The sequence below is a fragment of the Pseudomonas fluorescens NCIMB 11764 genome (assembly GCF_000293885.2).
Lineage (GTDB): Bacteria > Pseudomonadota > Gammaproteobacteria > Pseudomonadales > Pseudomonadaceae > Aquipseudomonas > Aquipseudomonas fluorescens_B.
This window is the reverse complement of record NZ_CP010945.1, coordinates 3,700,216-3,718,913: the sequence shown is the minus strand read 5'-3', so window position 1 is coordinate 3,718,913 and position 18,698 is coordinate 3,700,216. Positions and strand designations below refer to the sequence as shown.

Annotated in this window: 16 protein-coding genes and 1 pseudogene; 8 read left to right on the top strand and 9 right to left on the bottom strand. The window is 55.5% G+C overall.

All coding sequences use genetic code 11. The annotated features are described in order from the left end of the window. Positions 1-6: 6 nt before the first annotated feature. From B723_RS17200 to B723_RS17190, 3 genes are all read left to right on the top strand, one after another. The gene (locus B723_RS17200) at positions 7-195 is read left to right on the top strand and encodes a YgaP family membrane protein (RefSeq protein ID WP_017337873.1); all 189 of its coding nucleotides are present in this window, start codon (positions 7-9) and stop codon (positions 193-195) included. Between the two features lie 137 nt (positions 196-332). After that, positions 333-1,196, top strand: a complete 864-nt coding sequence (locus tag B723_RS17195; RefSeq protein ID WP_017337872.1) for an MBL fold metallo-hydrolase — start codon at positions 333-335, stop codon at positions 1,194-1,196. 354 nt (positions 1,197-1,550) lie between these two features. After that, the gene (locus B723_RS17190; RefSeq protein ID WP_017337870.1) at positions 1,551-4,229 is read left to right on the top strand and encodes a cation-transporting P-type ATPase; all 2,679 of its coding nucleotides are present in this window, start codon (positions 1,551-1,553) and stop codon (positions 4,227-4,229) included. A 145-nt stretch (positions 4,230-4,374) separates the two neighbouring features. On the opposite strand, the gene arsJ is transcribed toward B723_RS17190, so the two are convergent. The 7 genes and pseudogenes from arsJ to B723_RS17155 all read right to left on the bottom strand — a co-directional run. Beyond that, a complete protein-coding gene (gene arsJ, locus B723_RS17185) occupies positions 4,375-5,595 on the bottom strand; it encodes an organoarsenical effux MFS transporter ArsJ (RefSeq protein ID WP_017337869.1) in 1,221 nt (406 codons plus the stop codon). A 9-nt stretch (positions 5,596-5,604) separates the two neighbouring features. Beyond that, entirely contained in the window at positions 5,605-6,609 is a 1,005-nt protein-coding gene (locus B723_RS17180) for an ArsJ-associated glyceraldehyde-3-phosphate dehydrogenase (protein ID WP_017337868.1), read from the bottom strand. A gap of 23 nt (positions 6,610-6,632) precedes the next feature. Further along, positions 6,633-6,932 (bottom strand): hypothetical protein, encoded by a 300-nt coding sequence (locus B723_RS17175; protein ID WP_017337867.1) that lies wholly within the window; start codon positions 6,930-6,932, stop codon positions 6,633-6,635. Positions 6,933-6,944: 12 nt separating this feature from the next. Beyond that, on the bottom strand, positions 6,945-7,661 hold the full coding sequence (arsH, locus tag B723_RS17170) for an arsenical resistance protein ArsH (protein WP_017337866.1): 717 nt from the start codon (positions 7,659-7,661) through the stop codon (positions 6,945-6,947). Positions 7,662-7,858: 197 nt separating this feature from the next. Beyond that, positions 7,859-8,329 (bottom strand): arsenate reductase ArsC, encoded by a 471-nt coding sequence (locus B723_RS17165; protein ID WP_017337865.1) that lies wholly within the window; start codon positions 8,327-8,329, stop codon positions 7,859-7,861. A 36-nt stretch (positions 8,330-8,365) separates the two neighbouring features. Next, on the bottom strand, positions 8,366-8,728 hold the full coding sequence (locus B723_RS17160; RefSeq protein WP_017337864.1) for a metalloregulator ArsR/SmtB family transcription factor: 363 nt from the start codon (positions 8,726-8,728) through the stop codon (positions 8,366-8,368). Between the two features lie 8 nt (positions 8,729-8,736). Beyond that, positions 8,737-8,847: pseudogene (locus B723_RS17155) on the bottom strand (ArsR family transcriptional regulator); the annotation flags it as partial. A gap of 717 nt (positions 8,848-9,564) precedes the next feature. Between B723_RS17155 and dctP the strand changes: the two are divergent. The 3 genes from dctP (at position 9,565) to dctM (ending at position 12,536) form a co-directional block, all read left to right on the top strand. Continuing rightward, complete coding sequence (dctP, locus tag B723_RS17150; protein ID WP_031318693.1) at positions 9,565-10,560, top strand: C4-dicarboxylate TRAP substrate-binding protein DctP; 996 nt, start codon at positions 9,565-9,567, stop codon at positions 10,558-10,560. Between the two features lie 63 nt (positions 10,561-10,623). Next, positions 10,624-11,256 carry a TRAP transporter small permease gene (locus tag B723_RS17145; RefSeq protein ID WP_017337861.1) on the top strand — a complete coding sequence of 211 codons (633 nt, stop codon included), beginning with the start codon at positions 10,624-10,626 and terminating at the stop codon, positions 11,254-11,256. Next, positions 11,253-12,536 (top strand): C4-dicarboxylate TRAP transporter large permease protein DctM, encoded by a 1,284-nt coding sequence (gene dctM, locus B723_RS17140; RefSeq protein WP_017337860.1) that lies wholly within the window; start codon positions 11,253-11,255, stop codon positions 12,534-12,536. The genes B723_RS17145 and dctM overlap by 4 nt, the downstream gene beginning before the upstream one ends. Before the next feature lie 752 nt (positions 12,537-13,288). Here the strand turns inward: dctM and nhaA are convergent. Continuing rightward, on the bottom strand, positions 13,289-14,626 hold the full coding sequence (gene nhaA, locus B723_RS17135) for a Na+/H+ antiporter NhaA (protein ID WP_017337859.1): 1,338 nt from the start codon (positions 14,624-14,626) through the stop codon (positions 13,289-13,291). A 239-nt stretch (positions 14,627-14,865) separates the two neighbouring features. On the opposite strand from nhaA, the gene B723_RS17130 reads away from it, so the two are divergent. Further along, positions 14,866-16,143 (top strand): DUF2254 domain-containing protein, encoded by a 1,278-nt coding sequence (locus B723_RS17130; RefSeq protein ID WP_017337858.1) that lies wholly within the window; start codon positions 14,866-14,868, stop codon positions 16,141-16,143. 1 nt (position 16,144) lies between these two features. Here B723_RS17130 and B723_RS17125 read toward each other — a convergent pair whose 3' ends face one another. Continuing rightward, positions 16,145-17,464, bottom strand: coding sequence for a chloride channel protein (locus tag B723_RS17125; protein WP_031318691.1), 1,320 nt, complete (start codon positions 17,462-17,464; stop codon positions 16,145-16,147). Between the two features lie 233 nt (positions 17,465-17,697). Here B723_RS17125 and B723_RS17120 point away from each other — a divergent pair, with 233 nt between their 5' ends. Then, a complete protein-coding gene (locus B723_RS17120) occupies positions 17,698-18,651 on the top strand; it encodes a TAXI family TRAP transporter solute-binding subunit (RefSeq protein WP_017337856.1) in 954 nt (317 codons plus the stop codon). Positions 18,652-18,698: the final 47 nt, after the last annotated feature.

Genomic DNA, 18,698 nt, shown 5'->3' with positions numbered 1-18,698 from the left:
ATCGCCATGAAAGCGAACATTGGAACCATAGACCGTAGCCTGCGCATTGTCGCCGGCCTGCTTCTCATTGGGCTCAGTTTGTCCGGTGTGATCGGCGCATGGGGTTGGATCGGTTTGGTGCCGCTGGCCACTGGCATTTTCCGTTTCTGCCCTGTCTACACCTTGCTGGGCATCAAGACCTGTAACCGTCGCTGAACGACGGCCGTTGCACACTGGCGGGCGCCTGAAGGCGCCCGTGGTGGTTCAGGTCTGCAGCGCTGATCACGATTCCTGACCAAAAGCCCATTGGTAGATCAGCACTCCACTTCGTATATCGAAAAGAGAATTCCATCATGAAACCCCATGTAGAAGCTTTTTTTGACTCCGCTACGTATACCTACAGCTATGTTGTCAGCGACCCGAATACAGGGCACTGCGCCGTTATCGACTCAGTGCTCGATTACGATCCCGCATCGGGTCGCACGTCTTGCAACAGCGCGGAACGTCTAATTGCCTACGTGCGGGAGCAAGCCCTTACGGTGGAGTGGTTACTGGAAACCCATGTACATGCCGATCATCTTTCCGCAGCGCAGTATCTAAAGCGCGAGTTGGGCGGCCAACTGGCCATCGGCGAGCAGATCACCGTGGTTCAGAATACTTTTGGTAAGTTGTTCAACGTTGGCAGCGAGTTTGCCACTGATGGTCGTCAATTCGACCGGCTGCTGAAAGACGGTGAGCGCTTTTTGGTCGGAGGGATCGAAGCGCACGCCATCCACACACCAGGTCATACACCGGCCTGCATGACCTATCTAATCGGTGATGCCGGTTTTGTCGGCGATACGCTGTTCATGCCTGATTACGGCACTGCCCGATGCGATTTTCCCGGTGGCGATGCGCGAAAACTCTTCCAGTCCATTCAAAAGTTGTTCGAGTTGCCCGACGATACCCGTTTGTTTATGTGCCACGACTACAAGGCCCCGGGTCGAGATGACTACCGCAATGAAACCACCATTGCCGAGCAAAGAGCCCATAACGTTCATGTGCATGAGGGCACTGGCGAAGCAGATTTCGTTGCTATGCGCCAAGCGCGGGACGCTACGTTGGGCATGCCGACACTTATCCTGCCATCCGTGCAAGTGAACATGCGAGCAGGTAATTTGCCTCCAGCTGAAGGCAATGGCACTTGCTACCTGAAAATTCCTCTTAATGTGCTCTGAGTGGCTGACGTTAATTGACTCACTTAAACCTTCAGCGTCTACCAATGTCATCGCAGCCTCCCAAGGGTAGCTGAACGCTTCAGTTCGTGATTCAACTGCCTGCCAAGGCCATGCGCTGCAAACCCCGGCAGCTGAATCTATAAACGTACAAGTGGATTGCTATTGTTTAAAACTATTCTGAGCGGAGCAGTTTCAAAACTTGTTTGAACAAGGAGATTTGAATGTCCGACCTGAACGATCCACGCCCGCTCATGCCCCCTCAGCCCGTCCCCGTTGAGCGCGCACAGGAGAAACTCATTGAAGAAGCCGGTCGGTGAAGCTGCAAAAGAGCCCATACCCATTCCGTCACATTCCATGGCCTGGCATACCCTGCCTGCAGAGCAGGTGACGAACCTGCTTGAAGTCAATGAGCATGTCGGGCTGGCGGCCGATGAAGTTCAAGCCCGGCTTGACCGAACGGGTTTCAATCGCTTGCCAGAAGCAGTACGGCGACCTGCCTGGCTGCGATTCCTCCTGCAATTTCACAACATTCTGATTTATGTACTTCTAGGATCCGCCGCGATTACCGCGATGTTGCAACACCTGTGGGATACGGTGGTGATTCTGGCGGTGGTCATTACCAATGCAATCATTGGATACGTTCAGGAAGGCAAAGCGGAAAAAGCCATGGACGCTATCCGGCAGATGCTGGCACCGCACGCCGCCGTGATTCGCGCAGGCGAACGCTTGAGCGTTGCAGGCGAGAAGCTGGTCCCGGGCGATATCGTATTGTTGGAGGCCGGCGACAAAGTCCCTGCTGATTTACGCCTGCTGCACGCGAACAGACTACAGATTCAAGAAGCCATTCTTACCGGTGAATCCCTACCCGTAGAAAAACATACCAAACCAGTAGAGCTTGACGCTGCCCTGGGTGATCGTACCTGCATGGCGTTCAGCGGCACGCTTGTGACGTGCGGGCAAGCGACAGGGGTTGTCGTTGCTACCGCAGCAGCGGCTGAAATCGGACGCATCAGTACGCTGCTTGCGGAAGTAGAAACGCTGACGACTCCGCTGGTGCAACAAACGAACGTATTTGCACGCAGGCTGACGATCCTGATCTTGTTGGTTGGCGGGTTGTTACTCGTATATGGCCATTATGTCGGGCACTACGAGTTCACCGAGATCTTCATGGTCGTGGTCGGGATATCGGTGGCTGCAATACCTGAAGGGCTGCCCGCCGTCCTGACCATCACGCTGGCTGTCGGAGTCAGGGCGATGGCTCGTCGCAACGCCATTGTTCGTCGCCTGCCTGCCATCGAAACACTCGGCTCGGTATCCGTCATCTGCACTGACAAAACCGGCACACTTACCCGCAACGAAATGATGGTGGCATCGGTCGTGACGAACGATCTCGTCTTCACGGTCGATGGTGCAGGTTATCAGCCAATGGGCAGCATCAGCCTTGCAGATCAGCCAGTCGACAAGTCGTCTCACCCTGCGCTGGAAGAGCTGGGGCGCGCAGCCGGTTTGTGCAACGATGCCGTGCTGCGCCTGCATGAAGATTCATGGAAGGTTGAGGGTGATCCGATGGAAGGTGCCTTGCTGGCATTTTCCGGAAAAACCGGAATCGATCGTGATGAAGATCATCAGGCCTGGCCCCGCACCGACGCCATACCGTTTGACGCCAAACACCGCTTCATGGCGACACTGCACCACAACCATGATCGACATGCCTCTATCTACGTAAAAGGCGCGCCAGAACAAATACTGGCCATGAGCACGCAGCAGCTTGTAAACGCTTGCGAGACTGAACCGCTCAATGCGGACTACTGGCACGCACAGGCAAACGCCATTGCCGCCAAGGGGCAGCGTGTATTGGCGTTAGCAGTTAGACAAGTTCCACCCGAGCATACCGTGCTGGAATTCGAGGACGTGCAAGGAAGTTTAACTTTGCTTGGCATGGTCGGATTGATTGACCCGCCCAGGCCCGAGACAAAAAAGGCCATTCAGCAATGCCAGGCAGCAGGCATTGTCGTCAAGATGATCACTGGCGATCACGGAGGCACCGCCGCCGCTATCGGTCGCCACATTGGCCTGCAAAATGCCGACAAGGTGCTGTCTGGCGCTGACCTGGACGCCATGAGCGATACCGCCCTCAAGGAGGCAGTCAAGGTCGTCAATATCTTTGCTCGCACCAGCCCTGAGCATAAGCTCAGGCTTGTGATGCTGCTGCAATCGAACGGTATGACAGTGGCCATGACCGGTGATGGGGTGAACGACGCACCAGCGCTAAAGCGTGCCGATGCCGGTATCGCCATGGGTGGAAAAGGCAGTGAAGCCGCCAAGGAAGCCGCCGATCTGGTGCTGGCCGATGACAACTTCGCATCCATCGTGGCCGCTGTGCGCGAAGGCCGGACGGTCTACGACAACATCAAGAAAGTGCTGAGCTGGACGCTACCTACCAACGCGGGCGAGACAATGACCATCATCGTCGCCCTGCTGCTCGGTATTACGCTGCCGGTGACGCCGATACAGATTCTGTGGATCAATCTGATAACCGCAGTGACGCTCGGCATCGCACTGGCGTTCGAGCCCACCGAAGAAAACACTATGCTCAGACCGCCCCGTTCACGCAAAGCGCCACTCATAGGCGGTGCTTTAGTCTGGCATATGGTGCTTGTTTCTATTCTGTTCCTCTGCGGCGTTTACGGTATTTTTTCGTATGCGCTCGACCGGGGCTACTCAGTGGAGTTGGCCCGAACCATCGCGGTTAACACGTTAGTCGTGATGGAAATTTTCCACCTGTTCTTCATTCGCAACCTCTACAGCACATCGCTTACCTGGAAGGGCATTCGTGGCACCAAAGTCGTGTGGATGACAGTCGCCGTGGTCACCTTCGCGCAGTTCGCCATCACGTATGCGCCACCACTGCAAAAGGTTTTTGCAACCGAAGCGATCCCCTTCGTTGACGGCCTGCTGATCATCGGGGTGGGCGTTGCGCTCTTTGTAATCATCGAGATTGAAAAACAGATTCGAATCCGCCTGTCCGAGTAACGCGGGTTGCGAGCTGAATTGAATCGCTATACTCGATCATCTTGCACCGATCCAAGGTTCGTCCGTGGTGGTAGGAGGCGGTAAGTCAGGGGCACAGATTCTGTGCCGAAGTCTCAAAGGGTTCAGTCCGTCCTGTCTGACGGTTTCATATCGCCTCTGCATGCCGAGGCAAGGCGATAGAAACCAGAGCGGCCAGCGACACGAATGCGCTCGATATCCACAAGCACGCGCCCAACCCGTACATCTGATAAACCCAGCCCGAGAGCACCGTGCCCATCAGTCGCCCCATGGCGTTCGACATGTAATAAAACCCCACGTCCAGCGACACACCGTCTTCCTTGGCGTAGGCCACGATCAGGTAGCTGTGCAACGACGAATTCACCGCGAACAGCGCCCCAAAGAGCATTAATCCGCCGAGTAGCACCGCCTGCTGCGACAAACCAGTGTTCAGCCCGAGAGCGATTGCCGCCGGGAGGCCTGCCAGTGCAAGAGCCCACAGAAATGCCGTACGACCATCCGGTACGTGCCCACGTTTCTTTCCAGTGATGTTGGGCGCGAAGGACTGCACGATGCCGTAGCCAATCACCCAGGCTGCCAGGAACCCGCCAACCTTCCAGAAACTCCAGCCGAAGACACTACTCAGGTACACCGGCAAGGCCACCACAAACCAGACATCACGGGCGCCGAACAGAAACATCCGCGCCGCCGAGAGGATATTGATCGCCCGGCTCTTGGAGAGGATGTCGCGAAATTTGGGCTTGGCTTTGGCCTTACCCAGGTCCTTTTTTAACAGGATCAAGCTGCTGATCCAGATCAGCGCCAGGACACTCGCCATGGCCAGCAAGGCACCTTTGAAACCGATCAATGCCAGCAAGGCTCCGCCAAGAAAGAAGCCGACACCCTTGAGCGCGTTCTTCGAGCCGGTGAGGATGGCTATCCATTGATAAAGCTTGCCCTGCTGCCCATCGGGCACTAAAAGTTTGATCGAGCTTTTGGCGCTCATCTTGTTCAGGTCTTTGGCAATCCCCGACAACGCCTGCGCGCCCATCACCCAAGGGATGGTCAACAAGGCCGAGGGTACTGTCAGCATCAACAACGCTGCGACCTGCATCCCCAGCCCGATGTTCATGGTTCGGTTCAAGCCTAATCGCGCGCCGAGATAGCCCCCCACCAGGTTGGTGATCACGCCAAAGAGTTCGTAGAACAGAAACAACGCCGCGATTTGCAGGGGGCTGTAGCCCAACGCGTGAAAGTGCAGCACCACCAACATGCGCAGGGCGCCATCGGTGAGAGTGAAGGCCCAGTAGTTGCCCGTCACGAGCAGGTACTGCCGCACTTCCGGCGCCAGGGCTGACAACGATTTCATGATCGCTCCTCAGACTGCCAGACCGACCATTCTGGCCAGTTCAACGGTGCGGTTGGCATAGCCCCATTCGTTGTCGTACCAGGCATAGAGTTTGACCTGGGTGCCGTTGATAACCATGGTCGACAGCGCATCGATGATCGATGAACGCGGATCGGTACGGTAGTCGATAGACACCAATGGACGCTCCTCGAAACCGAGGATGTCTTTCAGTTCATTCTCGGAAGCGTCCTTGAGAAGTTTATTCACCTCTTCGACAGTGGTGGCTCGCTCGACCTCGAAGACACAGTCCGTCAGCGAAGCGTTGGCCAGCGGCACGCGTACGGCGTGACCATTCAGGCGCCCACGCAGCTCCGGGAAGATTTCGGCAATGGCGGTGGCCGATCCGGTACTGGTTGGGATCAGGCTCATTCCGCAAGCACGCGCACGGCGCAGATCCTTGTGCGGTTGATCGAGAATGCTTTGGGTGTTGGTCAGGTCGTGGATGGTGGTGATCGAACCGTGGCGAATGCCCAGCTTCTCGTGGATGACTTTCACCACCGGCGCCAGACAGTTGGTGGTGCATGACGCCGCCGTGACGATGCGATGTTCAGCCGGTTTGAACAGCTGATGATTGACACCCATGACGATATTCAGCGCGCCCTTCTCTTTCACGGGCGCACTCACCACTACGCGCTTCACGCCTTGGTCGAGATACGCCTGAAGCACCGCGACGGTCTTCATCTTGCCGCTGGCTTCAATCACCAGATCGCAACCCGACCAATCGGTGTCGGCAATTGCCTTGTTGGCCGTTACCTTGATTCGTTTGCCGTCAATGACGATGCTGTTGCCCTCGGAGTCGGCCTGGTAATTCCAACGACCATGTACCGAGTCGAAGTTCAGTAGGTGCGCATGGGTCGCCGCGTCACCCGCTGGGTCGTTGATCTGCACGAATTCGAGTTCTGGCCAGCTCCAGGCTGCTCGTAGCGCGAGGCGACCGATCCGGCCGAAACCATTGATACCAACTTTGATAGCCATGTTGTTGTGCTCTGTATTGAGTGTCAGTGGGCGTTCGACCGGGTGTCGAACTGGCCGATGTATTCAATGTGGGCAGGATGCTGGATAGCGCGCGGGCGCAGCGACTGAACATCGCGGATGGCATCGCACAATGGCACACCGCTTTCGATCAACAGCCGAGTGGCAACCAAACCGGTTAGCGTCAGCAGTGCCGATGCCCCCGCGTCCTTGACGGTTTGCAGCGCCTCGAAAGGCTTGGTGCCCTTCGTGCCGGGACACGGGGTGAAGATCAATTGGCCATTGAACTGTGCCAGCGGCAGTACGGAATATGGGTGTTGTTGCACGGTGAAAAACCCTCAGATGGAGCGCTGATTGACACGTTTCATGAGTTCTTCCGCCGACTCCTTGCGCTCGGAATAACGATCGACCAGATAGTCCTGACGGTCGCGAAGCAGTAGCGTGAACTTCACCAACTCTTCCATCACATCAACGACACGGTCGTAGAACGGAGACGGCTTCATCCGGCCGTTGTCGTCGAACTCCATATAGGCCTTTGGCACTGAAGATTGATTGGGGATGGTGAACATGCGCATCCAACGTCCCAGCACCCGCAGCTGATTGACCACGTTGAACGACTGCGAGCCGCCGCACACCTGCATGACGGCGAGGGTTTTGCCCTGGGTCGGGCGTACCGCGCCCATCGCCAGTGGCACCCAGTCGATCTGCGCCTTGAAGACCGCGCTCATGGAACCGTGACGCTCTGGAGAGCACCAGACCTGCCCCTCGGACCACAACATCTGTTCGCGCAGTTCCTTCACACGGGGATGATCGTCGGGTGCGTCATCGGGCAGCGGCAAACCTGACGGATTGAAAATCCGCGCCTCGGCGCCGAAGTGCTCCAGCAATCGAGCGGCCTCCTCGACCAACAGGCGACTGAAGGAGCGCTCACGGGTCGATCCGTACAGCAGCAAAATGCGCGGCTTGTGGATGGAGGTCTTTTCGATACCCAGTTTGTCAGTCGATGGGAGATCAACCAGTTCGGTATCGAGTTGAGGGATAGAGTCATCAAACATAGTGTTTGTCCTGCGCAACGGCGCTCTTGGATTCATCGAACCAACGGCGTTTCAACTAGAGGGCCACGCCGACCAGGGAAATCAGCACTGGCACTTCCACCCAAGGGTCAATCACCGTGGCGAAGGCCACTGGTGACGGGTCAGGTAACGGGCCAGGAAAGAAAGACGGCCTTTACTCATGTTAATTGCTCCTGTGGTTACAGCGTGCCAATCAGGGCCAGCTGTGCCTTGAGCTGTTCGGCACTCAGTTGCGAAAGCGGTAATGCCAGGAAGGCCTGGATACGGGTTCTGATCTGCTCCAGCGTGGCTTCAAAAGCCGCCTCGATCTCTTCTTGAGTCCCGTGATATTCCGAAGGATCAGCCAGCCCCCAGTGGGCCTTGGTGGCCGGTCCGAAAAATACCGGGCAAGCTTCACCGGCAGCCTTGTCGCACACCGTGATGACGAAGTCGGGTGCCAAATTCACATGGGCATCGCTGGACTTACTGAACAGCCCAAGCGTCGAAATACCAGCGTTTTCCAGAGTCTTGAGACTCAGCGGATGCACTTCACCTTTGGGCTGACTGCCCGCACTGCAGGCTTTCATGCCTTCCGGTGCCAAGTGATTGAAGACTGCTTCACAGAGGATGCTGCGACAGCTATTGGCAGTGCAGAGGAACAGGATTTTCATCGAGCGATCTCGTAGTCGAAGGCGGAGTCAGGCTATTTAGCTTTCACAGCAGGCCAGTGCCCGTTCAGGACGGTCGCCCATTTCATCAAGGCGTTTGGCATCAGGGCTCAACCAGTGCTTGTTGCTTTCGAGCACAGTGGTCAGTACTTGATGAACCCAATCCGGGAGATTCGGGTGCAGTCGGTAATACACCCATTGGCCTTGTCGACGGTCCGACAACAGGCCGCAACTCCGCAGCTGCGCGAGGTGCCTGGAGACTTTTGGCTGACTCTCGTTCAACGCGCTGGTCAGCTCGCAAACACAAAGCTCTCCTTCACGGGTGATGAGCATCATCGTGCGGACCCGAGTGTCGTCAGCCAGGCATTTGAAAACAGTGGTCGGTGTCAGATGGTCAGCCATATCGTTTCTCAGTGTTTGTTTTTGACCAAGACGAACATCTTGATGCGCTCATGAATTTCGTGAAGGGTGAGACGAAAGGCATCATGTTTGGTGCTGGTGACCGGGTCTTCAAAACTCCAGACGAACAGGACACGGGCTTTGCTGGTCATTGTGCAGCCTCAGCTCATATACGGCTTAACGAATATATGTTTTCCCATATGCAAGGTAAAGAGTCAACGACACATTAATCCATCAAAATGACTGGATCCCGACGACCGTTGTCAATGAAAGCCCTGTAATACAGGGTTAGCCACGTCGAATCGCTTTCCGGCGCTCTTCAAATACCTGCTGCGAAATATATATGGTATCTGTAATAAATCTGTCGCTCACGCGGCCTCAAGGGTTGTCTCTCCAGTGCCACAACAAGATGTCTGGCTTGCCGAAGCCTTCAAGCGATCATCGACTTCATCGAATTCCGAGTTGTAAATGCCAGTTTCCGGGAGGACCAGCTCAACCCTTTTGGCCGCGTCCCAATCACCCGCCAGCGCCGCGACGACAGAGCGAACTTGCTCATACTCCCGGCGCCACAATGAGTTCGTCCAGTGGTGGGAGTATCTGTTCTCCCGCCTTCACGACCTGTCCCGGCACCTTGTGTCGGATTGGGCGATGTACGGCTCCTCGCGTCAGTATTAATTTTTCGCTGCAATCTCAGTGAATTCGATGACCTGGATTTCAATCCATCCTGGTTGCCATCCTCCCAATGGAATTTTTCCGCCTAGACTTGCCTCTTGTCCGCCGCATGAATGAGCTTCAATGCCTGGAATGTACAAAAAACTAAAACAAGAGGAATACCTCCGATGTTCAAGTCAATATGCAAAGCACTCGCCTGTACCCTTGTCTTCGGTACGCTGAGCACAGCGATGGCCGCCGATCCAATAATTATCAAGTTCTCACATGTAGTCGCCGAGCAAACGCCCAAGGGTCAAGGCGCCTTGCTGTTCAAGAAATTGGTCGAGGAGCGCCTGCCCGGCAAGGTCAAGGTCGAGGTCTATCCCAACTCGTCCCTGTTTGGTGACGGTAAGGAGATGGAAGCCTTGCTGTTGGGAGATGTGCAGTTGATTGCCCCCTCGCTCGCAAAGTTTGAGCAGTACACGAAGTCTGTCCAGTTGTTCGATCTGCCCTTCCTGTTTGACGACATCGCCGCGGTCAACCGCTTCCAGTTGAGTCCGCAGGGGCAAGGGCTGCTCAAGTCCATGGAGAGCAAGAACATCACCGGCCTGGCCTATTGGCACAACGGCATGAAGCAACTTTCGGCCAACAAGCCACTGCGCGTCCCTACCGATGCCCGTGGCCTGAAGTTCCGGGTGCAGGCGTCTGCCGTGCTTGAGGAGCAGTTCAAGGCTGTTCGCGCCAATCCGCGCAAGATGAGTTTTGCAGAGGTTTATCAGGGGCTGCAGACCGGTGTGGTCAACGGTGCGGAGAATCCTTACTCGAACATTTACAGCCAGAAGATGTATGAAGTGCAGAAGTACATCACGGAATCCAATCATGGTGTACTGGACTATATGCTGATCACTAACACCAAGTTCTGGAATGGTTTGCCGCCGGATGTTCGAAGTGAACTGGACAAGATTGTCGTTGAAGTCACAGCTCAGGTGAACAAGGACGCGGAACAACTCAATGAGGGCGACAAGCAGCGCATCCTGGCGGCCAAGACCACTGAAATCATCACCCTGACGCCAGAGGAACGCGAACAATGGCGAGAAGCGATGAAACCGGTATGGAAGAAGTTTGAGGGCGATATCGGTCCTGAATTGATCTCTGCCGCCGAAGCCGCCAACAAGGCCCAATGATCGCAATGCAGGTGCTGCCCAGGGCGGCACCTGCCGATCATTACTCGATAGGAGATGCCATCCATGAAAGCGCTTCAGCGTATCTGGGAACACTTCGAGGAGGGTTTTATCGTCTTCCTTCTTGCCGCCATGACGCTGGTCACGTTCGTTTACGTGATCCTCAACAACCTCTACAGTTTTTTCTACTGGCTAGGCGATCATTGGGGTACTGCGAGCGCCCCGTTATTCGCAATGGGCGACGGGATCATGGGCATGGCCCAGGCGATGACCTGGAGCAGCGCACTGACCAAAGCCCTGTTTGGCTGGTTGATCTTTTTCGGACTGGCCTACGGCGTGCGCACGGCGGGGCATATAGGTGTAGACGCGCTCGTCCGACTGACCAGCAGATCGGTACAGAAGTACATAGGTATTGTGGCCTGTCTGTGCTGCCTGACCTATGCAGGGCTACTCAGCGTTGCCAGCTTCGAATGGATTCAGACCCTGATGAATGCAGGCATCGGTGCCGAGGACCTTGGCCACGTTGGCATCATGCAATGGCATATCGGTTTGATCGTCCCTTTGGGTTTTGCCCTGGTCTTCATTCGCTTCGCTGAGATTCTCGTGCGCATCCTGCAGAACCGCCAAACCGGTCTGGGGCTGGCTAATGAAGCCGCCGATGCCTTGAAATTGGCCGAACACGAGGACGACAAGCCATGACCATTACTTTCCTTTTCGCGGCCCTGTTCGTCCTGATGTTCATTGGTGTTCCCATCGCCATTTCCCTGGGACTGGCCGGCTCCTTGACCATCATTTTTTTCAGTCCCGATTCCGTGCGCTCCCTGGCGATTAAGCTATTCGAGACTTCGGAACATTACACGCTGCTGGCCATTCCGTTTTTCCTGCTCGCTGGTGCATTCATGACCACCGGTGGCGTTGCCCGTCGGCTGATCGATTTTGCCAATGCCTGTGTCGGCCATATTCGCGGCGGCCTCGCTATTGCGGCGGTGTTGGCCTGCATGCTATTCGCCGCTCTTTCCGGCTCCAGTCCGGCGACTGTGGCCGCCGTGGGTTCGATTGCCATTGCCGGTATGGTGCGCTCCGGTTATCCGCAGGCCTTTGGCGCAGGGATCATCTGCAATGCAGGGACCCTGGGCATCCTGATTCCTCCCTCGATCGTGATGGTAGTCTATGCCGCCGCGACCGAAACCTCCGTCGGCAAGCTGTTCATGGCGGGTGTGGTGCCAGGTTTGTTGTTGGGTACAGCGCTGATGGTGGCGATCTATATTGTCGCCGTTAAGAAAAACCTGCCCGCGCTGCCCCGCGCGACATTGCGTGAACTACTCGGCACCGCACGCAAGGCGATTTGGGGACTGTTGCTGATGCTGATCATCCTGGGTGGCATCTACTCCGGAATGTTTACCCCGACCGAGGCGGCGGCTGTGGCGGCGGTTTACTCGGCCTTCATCGCCTTGTTCGTCTACAAGGACCTGACGTTTCGTGAAACCCCGAAAGTCCTGCTGGACTCTGCGAAGTTGAGCATCATGCTGATGTTCATCATCGCCAACGCCATGCTCTTCGCCCATGTGCTGACCACCGAGCAGCTTCCGCAACAGATTACCGCCTGGGTGATCGAGGCCGGCCTGACGCCCGTCATGTTTCTGCTGGTGGTGAACATCGTGCTACTGATTGCGGGCGCCTTTATGGAACCGTCGGCCATCATTCTGATTCTGGCGCCGATCCTCTTTCCCATTGCCATCAAACTGGGTATCGACCCGATTCACCTCGGCATCATCATGGTGGTCAATCTTGAGATCGGCCTGATCACGCCACCGGTGGGCCTGAATCTGTTCGTCACCTCGGCTGTGACAGGTATGACATTGCCAGCCACCATAAGGGCCGCCATGCCCTGGCTGATGATCCTGCTGCTGTTCCTGATCCTGGTTACCTACGTTCCCTGGATTTCCCTTGTGCTGCCAAACTGGCTGGGCATGAGTTGACTTTCCACCTTGGCCGCCCGTGTCATGAAGGAAATTGCCACGGTTTAAACGGATAGCCAGACGACAAAAAGCCCACACTTGGCGGGCTTTTTGTCGAAGGGGGACCAAATTCTTTGGTCGCCACATTGACTGTCACGATACGAAAGGCGTCCCACAAGCCGTAACCACTGTGAAAACACAACCAGATAGCCACCAATTTCCCTTGGACGGAGCATCACGGTATCTGGCCGTCCTCGCACGACCAACGGAAGGCCACCGAGGAAAGTGATCAAACTCCACCAAAGAAACGCGGGAAGGTCATCGCTGTACCCGTAGGCCTCGAGCGTAACCATGGGAATGACCCTGCTGACAGCCAGCGTGATCAGAAATACACCGAGGACGATACCAATAAGCCGCGATGGACATAGACCGACGAGTTGAAAGTATCTGCAACGTAATTGAGCAATGTCTCCTACGAAAAAACCCGGCACAGGGCCGGGCTTACCTGTACTCCCCTACTGCACAGTTCCCAAATGAGAGGGATAGAGAACTGAATGAGGAACACAGGTCGCCGATATTGCCAAAGCACATTTTGCGAAGCAATCCATTTATAAAAAATTCTGTTACAGCTGGCTGTCACCTTCACCACTGCAATGAGAAGCTAAAAAAACCGCCGGCAAATTTTTTCTTGAGCTACCGGGGAATGGGCAAGAGATTGAGCGAACTGTAAACCATCACGGCGCACAATCAGACGTTGATCCGAGAATAAACTGTCAGAACTTTATTTTCCCCCAGATCAATCCGGTGATTGCAGCCACTGCTGAAGCCGCAAGAACACTGAGTTTTGCCGAAGAAAGGAACGCAGGATCAGAAAACGCCAACGATGAGATAAAGATGGACATCGTAAATCCGATACCGGCCAACAAACCCACCAGCCCGATACCACTCCATGTCACACCCTCAGGCAGCTTGCAGACGTTGAGCTTGACGAGGGCGAAGCTCGCAAGAACGATTCCGAGCGGCTTGCCGAGCACCAGCGCTGTTATCACACCCAGGAAGATATTCCGAGAGACATCATCGTCAAGATTGATGCCTTCAAGGCCGACCCCCGCATTGGCCAAAGCGAAGAGCGGCATGACACCAAACGCTACCCATGGGTGCAGTCCTACTTGGACCCGCTGTACCGGAGGCAATATTTCCCTCTGTGCTTGCTGAAGTTGCTTCAGCGGCTTGGCGACCTCCCCCGGACTGTTGGAGGAATGGGAGAAACGATCGATCAGCTCATGGAAACTTCGTCCAATTGTATCCAGTGGCCGTTCCGTTGCGGGCTTGGAGTTTACCGGCGTCATCAAACCAAGAATCACGCCCGCCAGTGTGGGATGAACACCGGTTTTCAGGAGGCCAAACCATACAATGGCGCCCGGCAGTATGTACACGTAGGCCTTGCCAATGCCCATTCTCTGAAATAGCAGCACCAGAGCCAATCCGCTCATCGCAACCACTAACCCCAGGTAATCCAGGCTCGCGGTATAGAAAACGGCAATGATCAAGATGGCGACAATGTCGTCGATGATGGCGAGTGCCAGCAGCAGCACGCGAATACCACCCGGAATCGACTTTCCTAACAGTGCGAGAACCCCGACAGCAAACGCAATGTCGGTGGCGGTTGGTACAGCCCACCCTCTACTGGCGTCGGTACCCTGGTTGAACGCCATGTAAATAATCGCCGGCATCATGACGCCACCTAATGCCGCGCCAAGGGGTAACGTCGCCAACTTCAGATTCGCAAGCGCACCGTCATTGATTTCCTGGCGTATCTCAGCTCCGACCACGAGAAAAAAAATAGCCATCAGCCCATCATTGACCAAAAAATGCAGCGAACACGAGACCGTAAACTCGCCTAAACCTAAGGTGAGTTGGGTGTTCCAAAAGTGCTCATAAGAATCAGCAAGCGGGCTGTTGGCCCAGATGAGCGCAACCATCGCAGCGAGCAGCAAGACGATGCCGCTAACCGCTTCGATATGTGAAAACCGTTCTATTGCGGCCAGTGCGCGAGTGGTCAAAACCTGAGGACGAGGAATAGAGGAGGACGCCGAGTTTTTATCAGACACATTAACTCTCCGCTGGCGGCCCGACCAACGTTTGAGCTTAACCTGCGCCGTGCCGTATGCAGCAACGCACCCAGCCGGATGATAAGTAGCTAACAAGCACGATGTAAATGACCAAGCCAAACTACTGAATGAACCTTCGTCTGCCAAGAAGACTCCACCAAAGGTAATAACCTCTTCCTCCTTTGTTGACGAAAATCCGAAACTACTGACCGATCACGTCACTATCAAGGATATTAAAAATGATCGCTCGCTGGCGCTGGGTGCTACACCAACTGACCAAACGGCTGTGGTTCAGAGCGAGTCTGTTTTCTTTGCTGGGAATAGCAACTGCGTTACTCGCCGTTGCCTTCAAGGACTACATTCCCGAATCATTACCCACCCGAATCGGCGCCGATGCCGTCGACAAAATCTTGGGCATCATCGCCTCGAGCATGCTCGCCGTGACCACTTTTTCGCTGAGTACTATGGTGACTGCCTACGGTGCAGCCAGCAGTGGCGTAACGCCTCGTGCTACCACGCTGGTGATGGAGGACACCACGACTCAAAATGCACTCGCCACCTTCATTGGATCATTTCTGTTCAGCCTGGTAGGTATCATCGCTTTGAGTACCGGGGCCTACGGCACGCAAGGAAGGGTTCTGCTATTTGCGGTGACCATTGCCGTCGTGATTCTGATTGTCTACACGCTTTTGCGCTGGATCGATCACCTGTCCAAGCTTGGCCGGGTGGGTGAAACCATTGATCGTGTCGAACAGGCAACCATCGACGCCATCAAACACAGAATCCAATGGCCTCATTTGGGCGGTGCTGCCTACCCATCCGAGTGGATGATTCCACCCGCGGCGCAAATAATCTCAAGTCTTCAAACCGGGTACGTCCAGCATATTGATGTACATGCATTAGGTGCCATCGCCAAAACCTGCGAAATACAGATTTTCCTGGACGTCCTTCCGGGGAGCTTTGTCCATCTGGACATGCCGATCGCTCGAACCGTGAATTTGAACAAGGAGCACGCAGACGCTTTGCACGACAGCAGTGAAAAAATCCTCGCTGCGCTAACCATCGGCGTCCGTCGGACGTTTGAGCATGATCCACGGTTCGGGCTGTCGGTGCTTTCCGAGATTGCCTCACGCGCATTATCGCCAGCAGTTAACGACCCTGGAACGGCAATCGACGTCATTGGGCGCGGGGTCAGAAGCCTAACCTGTTGGAGCATACCCCAAGAGCCTGCGGCAAAAATCGATGAAAATTGCGAGCAGGTTTACTTGCGCAGCCTGATGGTCGATGACCTTTTCGATGACTTATTCGCGCCCATAGCTCGAGACGGAGCAGGCTTGATCGAAGTGGACCTTCGCTTGATAAAGGCCCTTGTCAGTCTCGCGCACATACACCCTGATATGTTCGGCGGTGCCTGTACCAGGCATGCCGATCTCCTAATCAAGCGCGCGAACCTTGCACTGACATTGGAGGAGGACAAACAGATACTTGGCGCAACGGCACGACAACTGATGCGCTAGGTCACCCAGATTTTCGCGAAGTTGCATCACTGTCCGGGGCTTGCAGAAATCCGCGGGCCAACTGCTGATACAACTCGGGGCCCATCCTTGCACTGACCGCTTTGGCAATGAGCGCGACAGCCAGGAGACTGATCACCATTCCGTGGCTGTCGATCATCTCCATCACGATGATTGCGGACGTGATGGGCGACTGCGTGACCGCAGCCAGGAACCCAGCCATGCACAGGGCAATGATCGGCTGAGCAGCCAGGCCGAAAAGTTCGGCGGCATTTGCCCCAACAGCAGCACCTACCGCCAGAGACGGCGCAAAAATGCCCCCGGGGATCCCAGAAAAGTAAGTCACGACGGTCGCCAGAAAACGCGTGATCGGCGCATGCCAAGGTAGGCTGACATCGGACACGATGACCTGGGAGGTAATACCGTAACCGCTGCCAAATGACGTCCCTGCGCTGAGCCAACCGAGAATTGCCACGACCAATCCGCAAGCGCCAGCGAACCAGACGGGGTGCATACGCCGCCATTCCCAGACAACAAATCGATGATGTCGCTGGGGCCACAGCAACAGCCGGCTGAACAAACCACCCAGGAGACCGCAGCCAATACCGGTGACCAGCACCGGCGCAATCATGTCGAGATGAATGTCTTGAACATCAAAATGACCGAAATAGTTGTAGTTACCCTGCAAAGCAATTGCGACCATCCCCGACAGAATGATCGTACTGAGCAAGACCCCACTGGTGCGGGTTTCCAACTTGCGACCCAATTCTTCGACCGCAAAGGCAACGCCGGCCAGCGGAGTATTGAACGCTGCGGCAATGCCTGCAGCGCCGCCCGCGAGGATGAGGTCTTCGCTGCGAATGATTCGTGCATTGGGCAAATAGCGGTGAAAGAAATGCATGATCGAGGCCGCAACTTGCACCGAAGGGCCTTCGCGCCCGGCCGAAAAGCCTCCGGTCAGCGCCAGAGTGCCAAGGCCTATCTTGGCGAAGGCGATACGCAGCGACACCAGTTTATCGACTGGCTTCCCTTGATGAGCCAGGCGGGTGGCGGCGATCACTTGAGGGATGCCACTGCCTTGGGAGCCCACAAAAAAACGGGTGGTCATCCACACAACCAGCATGCCAATCAGCGGCGTATATAAAAAGGGCAACCACGGTCGCTCGGCGGCCTGTTGAGCGAATTGCGTGAGAGCCAGGTCGGCCAACCGGGCGAACATCACTACCAACAGGCCCGCGAGTGTAGCGGCAGCCCAAAGCGTCACCCGTGTACGCCACCGGATCGAGGCAAAGCGACGGCGTATCAAAAGTAGCGGTTTGATCACTCGAGCGGATTCCAGTTGAAGTTTTCGTCAACGAAGTGAGGCAAGACTAACCGCATTCGTTATGCGCTCCAACCGGAGCAGGGAAAATGATTACAAAACAATTCACCCGAAACCCCACATATCGGTAGCCGATCCCCCAGCCAGAAATTGACTACCCTCTCGCCACGTCTGCGTCAGTATCGACTACAGTTGGAACACTCTGCATAAAGCCATAACAAGACGGAGAGTTTCTCATGCGAGTAAAAAGCCGCTTTGCCCTCTTAGTTGCCGCCGCAACCTTGGCAATCACCACCACAACGCATGCCGCGCCAGTGTTCATCAATATACTGACTGGGGGGACCAGCGGGGTTTACTACCCGATCGGTGTCGGTCTGTCGCAGATCTACAGCGACGGCATACCAGGGGTGAAAACATCGGTGCAAGCCACTAAAGCCTCAGTGGAGAACTTGAACCTGCTGCAGGCCGGTCGAGGTGAACTGGCCTTGGCTCTGGGGGACTCCGTGGCCGACGCAAAAAATGGTGTCGCAGATGCAGGATTCAACGCTCCACTGACCAAGTTGCGCGCGATTGCCGGCGCTTACCCCAACTACATTCAAATCGTGGCCAGCAAGGAGTCGGGAATCAAGACGCTAGCCGACCTCAAAGGCAAAACCATCTCGGTCGGAGCACCGAAATCTGGCACAGAGCTCAACGCGCGGGCGATTTTCAAAGCCGCGGGTCTGACCTACGAAGATATGGGTAAAGTTCAATACCTGCCATTTGCCGAATCGGTCGAGCTGATCAAGAATCGACAATTGGACGCCACGCTGCAGTCTTCCGGGCTGGGCATGGCGGCCATTCGTGACCTGTCCTCTGTCATGCCGCTGAACTATGTGTCCATCCCGACTGACGTCGTTGCAAAGATCGGCAACCCGGCCTATCAGGGCGCCATGATTCCGGCCAACACCTATGATGGGCAACCTGATGCGGTGCCAACGGTGGCGATCACTAATATCCTGGTCACCCGTGCTGATGTGCCAGATGAAGTGGCTTACCAGATGACCAGGTTGCTGTTCGAAAACCTTACACGCTTGGGTAACTCGCATTCGGCGGCCAAGGACATCAAGCTGGAATCTGCCGCCAAAAACCTGCCAATTGCGCTCCATCCGGGCGCCGAACGTTATTACAAGGAAAAAGACGCGCTGTAACGCGCCAGGGCGTATCGGTCAGAACTATCACTGCGTCGACTGTTCGC

Coding starts and splice junctions, on each gene's coding strand:
- B723_RS17200 (WP_017337873.1), top strand. CDS start 7: ATGAAAGCGAACATTGGAACCATAGACCGTAGCCTGCGCATTGTCGCC.
- B723_RS17195 (WP_017337872.1), top strand. CDS start 333: ATGAAACCCCATGTAGAAGCTTTTTTTGACTCCGCTACGTATACCTAC.
- B723_RS17190 (WP_017337870.1), top strand. CDS start 1,551: ATGGCCTGGCATACCCTGCCTGCAGAGCAGGTGACGAACCTGCTTGAA.
- arsJ (WP_017337869.1), bottom strand. CDS start 5,595: ATGAAATCGTTGTCAGCCCTGGCGCCGGAAGTGCGGCAGTACCTGCTC.
- B723_RS17180 (WP_017337868.1), bottom strand. CDS start 6,609: ATGGCTATCAAAGTTGGTATCAATGGTTTCGGCCGGATCGGTCGCCTC.
- arsH (WP_017337866.1), bottom strand. CDS start 7,661: ATGTTTGATGACTCTATCCCTCAACTCGATACCGAACTGGTTGATCTC.
- B723_RS17165 (WP_017337865.1), bottom strand. CDS start 8,329: ATGAAAATCCTGTTCCTCTGCACTGCCAATAGCTGTCGCAGCATCCTC.
- B723_RS17160 (WP_017337864.1), bottom strand. CDS start 8,728: ATGGCTGACCATCTGACACCGACCACTGTTTTCAAATGCCTGGCTGAC.
- dctP (WP_031318693.1), top strand. CDS start 9,565: ATGTTCAAGTCAATATGCAAAGCACTCGCCTGTACCCTTGTCTTCGGT.
- B723_RS17145 (WP_017337861.1), top strand. CDS start 10,624: ATGAAAGCGCTTCAGCGTATCTGGGAACACTTCGAGGAGGGTTTTATC.
- dctM (WP_017337860.1), top strand. CDS start 11,253: ATGACCATTACTTTCCTTTTCGCGGCCCTGTTCGTCCTGATGTTCATT.
- B723_RS17130 (WP_017337858.1), top strand. CDS start 14,866: ATGATCGCTCGCTGGCGCTGGGTGCTACACCAACTGACCAAACGGCTG.
- B723_RS17120 (WP_017337856.1), top strand. CDS start 17,698: ATGCGAGTAAAAAGCCGCTTTGCCCTCTTAGTTGCCGCCGCAACCTTG.